The 7,694-nt window shown below is 69.5% G+C and carries 7 protein-coding genes and 1 other RNA gene; 1 reads left to right on the top strand and 7 read right to left on the bottom strand.

The window, feature by feature from the left end:
* From AC1D12_RS18370 to AC1D12_RS18350, 5 genes are all read right to left on the bottom strand, one after another.
* Positions 1 to 638, bottom strand: a 638-nt coding sequence (locus AC1D12_RS18370; RefSeq protein WP_477842086.1) for an ABC transporter permease, incomplete at its 3' end; no start/stop codon positions are given.
* Between the two features lie 5 nt (positions 639 to 643).
* Positions 644 to 1,738 (bottom strand): ABC transporter permease, encoded by a 1,095-nt coding sequence (locus tag AC1D12_RS18365; RefSeq protein WP_477842084.1) that lies wholly within the window; start codon positions 1,736 to 1,738, stop codon positions 644 to 646.
* A gap of 33 nt (positions 1,739 to 1,771) precedes the next feature.
* A complete protein-coding gene (locus AC1D12_RS18360; RefSeq protein WP_477842082.1) occupies positions 1,772 to 2,932 on the bottom strand; it encodes a BMP family ABC transporter substrate-binding protein in 1,161 nt (386 codons plus the stop codon).
* A gap of 402 nt (positions 2,933 to 3,334) precedes the next feature.
* The gene (locus AC1D12_RS18355) at positions 3,335 to 4,438 is read right to left on the bottom strand and encodes a carbonic anhydrase (protein ID WP_477842080.1); all 1,104 of its coding nucleotides are present in this window, start codon (positions 4,436 to 4,438) and stop codon (positions 3,335 to 3,337) included.
* A gap of 55 nt (positions 4,439 to 4,493) precedes the next feature.
* The gene (locus tag AC1D12_RS18350; protein ID WP_477842078.1) at positions 4,494 to 5,720 is read right to left on the bottom strand and encodes a multidrug effflux MFS transporter; all 1,227 of its coding nucleotides are present in this window, start codon (positions 5,718 to 5,720) and stop codon (positions 4,494 to 4,496) included.
* Positions 5,721 to 5,807: 87 nt separating this feature from the next.
* Between AC1D12_RS18350 and AC1D12_RS18345 the strand changes: the two genes are divergently transcribed.
* The gene (locus tag AC1D12_RS18345; protein WP_477842076.1) at positions 5,808 to 6,962 is read left to right on the top strand and encodes an HD-GYP domain-containing protein; all 1,155 of its coding nucleotides are present in this window, start codon (positions 5,808 to 5,810) and stop codon (positions 6,960 to 6,962) included.
* Positions 6,963 to 6,964: 2 nt separating this feature from the next.
* Here AC1D12_RS18345 and rnpB read toward each other — a convergent pair.
* Positions 6,965 to 7,310: RNase P RNA component class A (rnpB, locus tag AC1D12_RS18340), an RNA gene on the bottom strand.
* Between the two features lie 9 nt (positions 7,311 to 7,319).
* The coding region (locus AC1D12_RS18335) for an OST-HTH/LOTUS domain-containing protein (RefSeq protein WP_477842074.1) at positions 7,320 to 7,694 on the bottom strand (375 nt) is incomplete at its 5' end.

Genomic DNA, 7,694 nt, shown 5'->3' with positions numbered 1-7,694 from the left:
GGGTAGTGCAGCGACAGCGAGGCACCGCCCAGGCCCGCGATGAAGCCGCCGATCACCGTGGCCGCGATGCGGATGCCGTGGACCGAGTAGCCGAGCGAGCGCGCCGCATCGCTCGAATCGCCGGCCATGCGCAGCACCAGCCCGAAGCGCGTCGCCTTGAAGCCCCACGCGAGCAGCGCAGCAAGCGCGACACCGATCGGGAACAGCGCATTGACCTGCAGCGCCGAGCGGATCTGCGCCGAGCTGCTCCATTCGCCGAGCGCCAGCGCGGGGATCTGCGGCGCCTGCGGCTGGATCAGCGGCTTGCCGAGGTAGAACGCGAGCCCGCTGCCGAGCAGCATCAGCGCGATGCCGGCGGCGATGTCGTTGACGCGCGGCAGCGTGCACACCAGGCCGTGCAGCAGCGCGAGCGCGGCGCCCGACAGCCCGCCGACGAGCACGCCGACCCAGGCCGATCCGCTGAGGTACGCGCCGCCGAAGCCGCTCATCGCGGAGAACACCAGCACGCCCTCGAGCCCGAGGTTGATGCGGCCGGCCTTCTCGGTGACGCACTCGCCGAGACTCACCATCAGGAACGGCGTGCCGACGCGGATCGCACCGCCGAGCACGGCGATCAGCACGTTGAAGAACAACTCCATGCTGCTCATGTGCTCACCTGCGCGGAGGTCGGCGCAACGAGCGGCGGCAGCGCGGCCGGCTTCGCCCGCGCGACGAAAAGCCTGCCGCGCAAGGCCTCGCTCGCGAGGATCAGCAGGAACGCGAAGCCCTGCAGCACCAGCACCGAGGCATCGGGCAGGTCCATGCGCCGCTGCAGCAGGCTGCCGGCCGCGCCGAAGCCGCCGAACAGCACCGCCACCGGCATCACGAGCCACGGGTTGTGGCGCGCGACGAAGGACACCAGGATGCCGGTGTAGCCGAGGCCCGCGATCAGCGCAGCGTTGGCGCTGGTGTGCACCGCCAGCACCTCGATGCCGCCGGCCAGGCCGGCGCTGGCGCCGCCGATCGCGCAGGCGATCACGATCAATCGCGCACTCGGCAGGCCCACCAGCAGCGCGGCACGCGCGTTGCCGCCGACCACGCGCGTCGCGAAGCCCGACGGCGTCTGGAAGATCCACAGGCCGAGCGCGATGCAGGCAACGATGCCGAAGACGAGGCCCCAGTGGATGTCGCTGCCGCCGATGCCGCCGATCAGCAGTGCATCGGCGATCGGTCGCGTCGACGGCTTGTTCAGGCTCGCCGGGTCGCGCAGCGGGCCCTCGACAAAATGCTTGAACAGCGCCACCGCGATGTAGGCGAGCAGCAGGCTGCTGATCGTCTCGTTGACGCCGCGCCGCTGGCGCAGCAGGCCGGCCAGCGCGATCCACGCCGCACCCGCCGCGGCTGCGGCGATCAGCAGCAGCGCGCTGCCGAACGCGTTGGCCGGCGGCGTGATCAGGTAGGGCAAGGTCGCGCACGCGAGGCCGCCCAGCACCAGCGCGCCTTCGCCGCCGATCACGACCAGCCCGGCCCGCGCGGGGATCGCGACGCACAACGCCGTCAGCATCAGCGGTGCCGCGCGCTGCAGCGAGTTCTGCCACGAGAACCAGTCGCCGAATGCGCCCTTGAACAGCAGCGTCCACGCGTCGACCGGGCTCTTGCCGCCGAGCCACACGAAGGCGCCGAACAGCAGCAGCGCGCCGGCCATCGCGAGCAGCGGCAGCGCGACGGCTTCGAGCGATTCAGCGTGGCGTGCGTTCATGATGGAAGGACGCTCCCCGGATTGGCATCCGGGCTACGCACCGGTCTTGCCGACGACGCCTTCGACGAGGTAGTTCATGCCTTCGAGGGCCGGATCGGTCTGCTTGAAGACCTTGCCCGCCTCGATGATCGTCTTGCCGGCGTTGTCCTTCAGCGGGCCCTTGAAGATGTCGAAGCTACCCTTCAGCATCGCGGCCTTCACGTCGTCGGCCGCCTTCTTCGCCGGGGCCGACACCATCGCGCCGTACGGCGACGGCTTCACGAAGCCCTCCTTCAGGCCGCCGCGCACGAAGTTCGGGTGCGGCTTGCCGGTGCGCGCCGCATCGATGATGGTCTTGTASGCGGTGATCYAGTTCCACTCGGCACCGGTCAGGTACGCSKYCGGYGCGAGCTTGGCCTGGCTCGCGTGGTARCCGCAGACGAACTTGCCGCGTTTGGCGGCCGTCTCGACGATCACCTTCGGCCCGTCGACGTGCATAGTGAACACGTCGATGCCCTGGTCGGCGAGGCTGTTGGTGGCCTCGGCCTCTTTCACCGGCATCGACCAGTCGCCGGTGAAGATCACCGTGGTCGTGATCGACGGATCGACCGAGCGCGCGCCCATCGTGAACGCGTTGATGTTGCGCAGCACCTGCGGGATCGGCTTGGCGGCAATGAAGCCGAGCTTCTTGCTCTTGCTCATGTGCCCGGCGACGACGCCGTTCAGGTACTGGCACTCGTCGATGTAGCCGAAGAAGCTGCCGGTGTTCTTCGGGTGCTTGCCCTCGGTCCACATGCCGCCGCAATGCGCGAAGCGCACGTTCGGGTTCTTGCCCGCGACCGCCAGCATGTGCGGGTCGAAGTAGCCGAACGAGGTGGGGAACAGCAGCGTCGCGCCGTCCTGCGAGATCATGCCCTGCATGGTCTTCTGCACCGCCGTGGTCTCGGGGACGTTCTCCTCTTCCACCGCCTTGATGCCGGGCAGCTTCTTGATCTCGGCCACCGCCTCGGCATGCGCCTGGTTGTAGCCGAAGTCGTCCTTCGGGCCGACGTAGATGAAGCCGGCGGTGATCGGGGCCTGCGCGTTCGCGAGGCTGCCGAAGCCACCCAGGCCACCCAGGGTGAGCGCCGCGCCGGCGCCCTTCAGGACATCCCGCCGATGGAAGCCGGCCGTCAACTTCTCTTGCGTCGTCTCTTGGGTCGTCTCTTGCGTCATTTCTGCGCTCCTGTGCGTCGCCGCTGAAGTGGGTTCGCAGGAGTCATGCCCGTTCGCCAGTGCACGATCCCGATCGCCGCCGTTTAGAACACCTTCTTGTATACATGCAACGGACGTGCCAGCCGGAAGGCGCCCAGGGTAGCGGGGAAAGAGGGGGAATCAGGGCCGCGCGGGGATCCCAAACGGGGGCGTGGCWTGGGTGCCGGAGCGCCAAGCGCGGGCGGTCTGGCACCAAAAACGACCGGCGTGCGGTGGGTGGCCCGGTAGACATCCACGAGGTCGCAGCAAGCCCGCACCAGCACAGCGAAGTGCCCATCAAGCAACTCCCGCGGAGCCGGCTTTGCCGGGCCGCCGGGAGGCGCCCCCTCGGGGGGCAGGAGCGAAGCGACGTGGGGGCTCCGTCTAATTGGAACCTTTGATCAACCGCCCGCTCGCCGACTGGATCGGCCGCGCATTCATCGGGTACAGCCGCGAGAAGATGCCGATCTGCTCCGACGAGATTCCGACCGGCTGCTTCATCACCATCCACAGCACGCCTTCGCTGCACGGCGGCGTCGTCAGCGAGCCCATGTAGGTGTAGTAGCCGCGCTCGGACGGCAGCAGCGCGTTCAGGTCGAGCGTCGCGCGGGCGGCGACCTCGTCGCCCTTCTCCAGCGGCAGGTTGTTCCACACCGTCTGCACGATCGGCTGCACGCTGCCACGGTCCAGCAGCACCGCGACCACCGCGAGCTTGCCTTCGAGATCCTTGTGCACCAGGTGCGCGACCATGTCGAACTGCCGGCCGTTGATGCGCTCCTCCGACGGGCGGTGGAAGTGGAACTGCACGAGCTCGAAGCGCCGGCCCATCACCTCGATCGAGTTGCCCGGCGCCACGTTGACCTGCACCGTGTGGCCGTTGTCCAGCACCTTGAAGCTGCTGGGCTTGTAGTCGAACTGCACCGGATCGAGCTGCACCGAGATGCCGTCGCGGATGTCGATCGGGCTCTGCCGCTTGCCGCTCGAGCAGGCGCTGAACTCGGGCTTCAGCTTGCTCCAGTTCTCCGGCGCGCCTTCGCCGCTGTAATCCCAGTGCGGCGACGCACCATGCGCGGCGACGACCGAGCGCGACGGGCGCGCGGCGATCGCACGTGGTTCGGCCACCCCCTGCGTGGCATCCAGCGCAGCCGCACCGCCACCACCACCGGAGGATGACACCGCCGAGCGCACCGGCGTGGTCGACGCCGCACCCGGCCGGTTGGCCACGCGCACGATGTCGGGGTTGGCCTCGGCCGGCTGCGCGCCGAGCTTCTCGGCCAGGCGCTGGCGCAGGCGATCCATCGGGTCCTCGAAGCCGCGGGCCTTGGCCGCCTTGGCGGCGGCCGGCTTGTCGGAGTCGGCATCCTTCATCGGCTTGACCGGCGAGTTGCGCGGGTCCGGCGCATGGACGTCGGAGGCCTGCGCCGCCACGGCGGCCAGGCTCAGGCCGAGCAACGCCGCGGCAAGGCGGCCAGACAGGATGGTGGACATGGAAACGCTCCCGGCACGCCCTCGGAACTCGGGGCGTCTCTCGCGATATCGACCGTCAGGCGGCCGGCTTGAGCTTGATCACGACGCGCGGCTTGACCCAGATCCAGGCGAAGACGCCGATGCTCRTCATCAGCAGCGACGCGATCGCGAGCCAGAGCGTGGAATGCATCACCAGCGGCGCGATCACGCCGGCCACCAGCCCGTTGGCCAGGCTGCCGATGCAGGCCTGGAACGACGAGGCCATGCCGCGCCGCTCGGGCACCAGGTCGAGCGTCATCAGCGTGACCACCGGCACCATCAGTGCCCAGCCGAACGCGAAGATGCCGATCGGCAGCAGCGCCCACCAGGCCTGCGGCACGAACAGCAGGTTCAGCGCGAGGTTGACGACCGACACCACCAGCATGATCACGAAGCCGTGGCGGATCTGGTGGTGCGGCTTGATCTTGCCGGCCAGCCGCCCCGAGAACCAGGCGCCGCCCATGATCCCGCTGATGGTGATCAGGAAGAACCAGAAGAACTGGCCGGGCTGCAGGTGCAGGTGGTCGCCGAGGAAGACCGGCGCCGACAGCACGTACAGGAACATGCCGTTGAACGGAATGCCGCTCGCGAGCGCGAGCATCAGGAAACGTGGGTTCGAGCCCAGCTGCCAGTAGCCGCGCATCAGGTGGCGCACGTTGAACGGCTGCTTCTGCGAGGCATGCAGCGTCTCGGGCAGCAGCCGCCAGTTGCCGATCCACAGCGCGGTGCCGACGGCGGTGAGGAACCAGAAGATCGCATGCCAGCCGACATGCACGAACAGGAAGCCGCCCACCATCGGCGCGATGGCCGGCGCGATGCCGAAGTAGATGGTGACCTGCGACATCACGCGCTGCGCATCGGCCGGCGGGAACATGTCGCGGATCACCGCGCGCGAGACGACGATGCCGGCCCCGGCCGACATGCCCTGCAGCGCGCGGAAGAACACCAGCGCGCCGATGTGCTGCGACAGCGCGCAGCCGGCCGACGCGAGCGTGAACACCGCGATGCCCCACAGCACGACCGGACGGCGCCCGAGGCTGTCGGACAACGCACCGTGGAACAGGTTCATCACCGCGAAGCCGAACAGGTAGGCCGACAGCGTCTGCTGCATCTCGACCGGTGTCGCGCCAATCGATTGCGCGATGCCGGTGAAGGCCGGCAGGTAGGTGTCGATCGAGAAGGGCCCCAGCATGCCGAGGCAGGCGAGCAGCGCGGCCAGCGCCCAGCGCGGTGCGCGCCAGAGTTGTTGTGCGTCGGGGTTCATGCGGAGCGTCGAGTGTAGCGGGCCGACTGGGGCGCCATGCGCGTTTGCGAGGTCGACCCGCGCCCCCGCTTGCCTCACACTCGCGCCATGAGCTCCTCGACAGACCGTGTTCCGCTGGTCCAGGTGCGCGACCTGTTGCACGTGGGCGAGCCGCTGCCGTTCCGGATCCTCGACACGCACGAGCGGCTGCTGCTGAACGCCGGACAGGTGCTGCTCGACGAGCGCCAGCTCGACGGCCTGCACGAGCGCGGCGCCTGGGCCGAACGGCCGCTGGTCGAGGCCGCCCGGCAGGCGCAGGCGGCCGCTGCGAAGAAGTCCCAGGCCGCGGCTGCCTTGTCGGTGTTCGACCGCTGGGAGCGCCTGATGCATCACTTCGACCAGGTGGCGCGCGCACTCCAGCGCCGCGAGGCGCAGGGCGCGGCGCTGACGGCCTTCTTCACCGTGCTGCAGGCGCTGGTCGACCGCGATCCGGACGTGGCGCTGTTCGAATGCATGCGCCAGGAAGAGCGCCGCTTTGCGCTCTACCCCTTCCGCCACGCCGTGCGGGTGGCTGCGCTGGCACTGCTGACGGGCCGCCAGCTCGGGTGGACGCCGCAGCGCTGCACCTCGCTCGGATGTGCCGCGCTGACGATGAACCTGTCGATGCTCGACCTGCAGGCCACGATGGCCGCCCAGGACACGCCGCCGACCCGCAAGCAGCTGGAGCAGATCCGGGCGCATCCCGAAGCCTCGGTCGCGATGCTGCAGGGCGTCGGTGTCGAGGACGAGACCTGGCTGGCGACCGTGCTGGGCCACCATGAACAACTGGGCGGCGCTGGCTACCCGAAGGGCCACGAACCGACCCCGGAAGCCCGCGTGCTGCGCGCGGCCGACGTCTACATGGCCAAGATCAGCGCGCGCGAGAAGCGCCCGGCGATGACGCCGCAGATGGCCACGCGCCAGCTCTTCCAGCAAAGCGCCGGCGATGAACTGGCGATGGCCATGATCCGGACGGTCGGCGTGCACCCGCCCGGCAGCCTGGTGCGGCTGCACTCCGGCGAGGTGGGCGTCGTCATCCGCCGGGCCACCAGCGGGCCGCACCCGCTCGTCGCGACGCTCAGCGACAAGAACGGCAAGCCGGTCGGCGAGACCCACCGCCGCGATTCGTCGCAGGCCGGTTTCGCGATCGAGGGCGCCGCCGAGAACGCCGCCGCGTTCCCGCGCATCCCGCCGGAACGGGTCTATGGCCTGATGGCCGGTTGAAAGTGTGAAGCGGACCGATAGGCCGGATTCTGTGCGCCCGCCGGCTCTTGCGAACCGGCGGACGTGACCGCCATTCCTCTGGGCCGGGCATCGCTGCCCGGCTCGGTGCTACCTACCCGCACACTCCTCGGGCCGAATCAACGTGTGCCTATTTGGTATTGCTGCGCGTAGAGATTGCCCGTTTCACCCGCCGCGCCGGCCTTGCGACCGATGCGGCGACTCGTCTCTGTTGCTCTGATCCTCACCTCGCGGTGGACAGCCGTTGGCTGCTACGCTGCCCTGTGCAGTCCGGACCTTCCTCCAGTGCGCCCTTTCGAGCCTTGCACCAGCGGCGGTCTGGCCCGCTTCACCGGCGCATTATCCCCTGCTCTTCGCAAGGCGCTTGTCGCGCAGCACCACCTGGCTGCCGCGGCGGTCGAGTTCGAACAGCTGCGTCGCCTCGATCAGGTCGATCAGCTTGCGGTAGCCGTAGTTGCGCGGGTCGAACGAGGCCTGGTTGCCGATCTGCTGGCCGACCGCACCGAGCGCCGACCAGCCGTCCTCGCCGGCCGCCGATTCGGCCGCATTGCGCAGCAGCGAGACCAGCCGCGCATCCTGCTTCAGCGCCGCGGTGTCCTGGCGCAGCGCCGCGGCCGGCTCGGCCGCCACCGGCGCGGGCTCCGGTGCCGCCTTGGCACCGCCGCGGGTCTTGCGACCGGCCGCCGGCTTGGCCTTCGCGGGCTTGGCCGCGGC

This window comes from Rhizobacter sp. P1_G5, assembly GCF_056405435.1.
The sequence above is the reverse complement of the archived record's forward strand: the minus strand, read 5'-3'. Positions and strand labels throughout refer to the sequence as shown.

What these genes read in the sequence shown, in the direction of transcription:
- AC1D12_RS18365 (WP_477842084.1), bottom strand. Translation starts at nt 1,738, where the DNA reads ATGAACGCACGCCACGCTGAATCGCTCGAAGCCGTCGCGCTGCCGCTG.
- AC1D12_RS18355 (WP_477842080.1), bottom strand. Translation starts at nt 4,438, where the DNA reads ATGTCCACCATCCTGTCTGGCCGCCTTGCCGCGGCGTTGCTCGGCCTG.
- AC1D12_RS18345 (WP_477842076.1), top strand. Translation starts at nt 5,808, where the DNA reads ATGAGCTCCTCGACAGACCGTGTTCCGCTGGTCCAGGTGCGCGACCTG.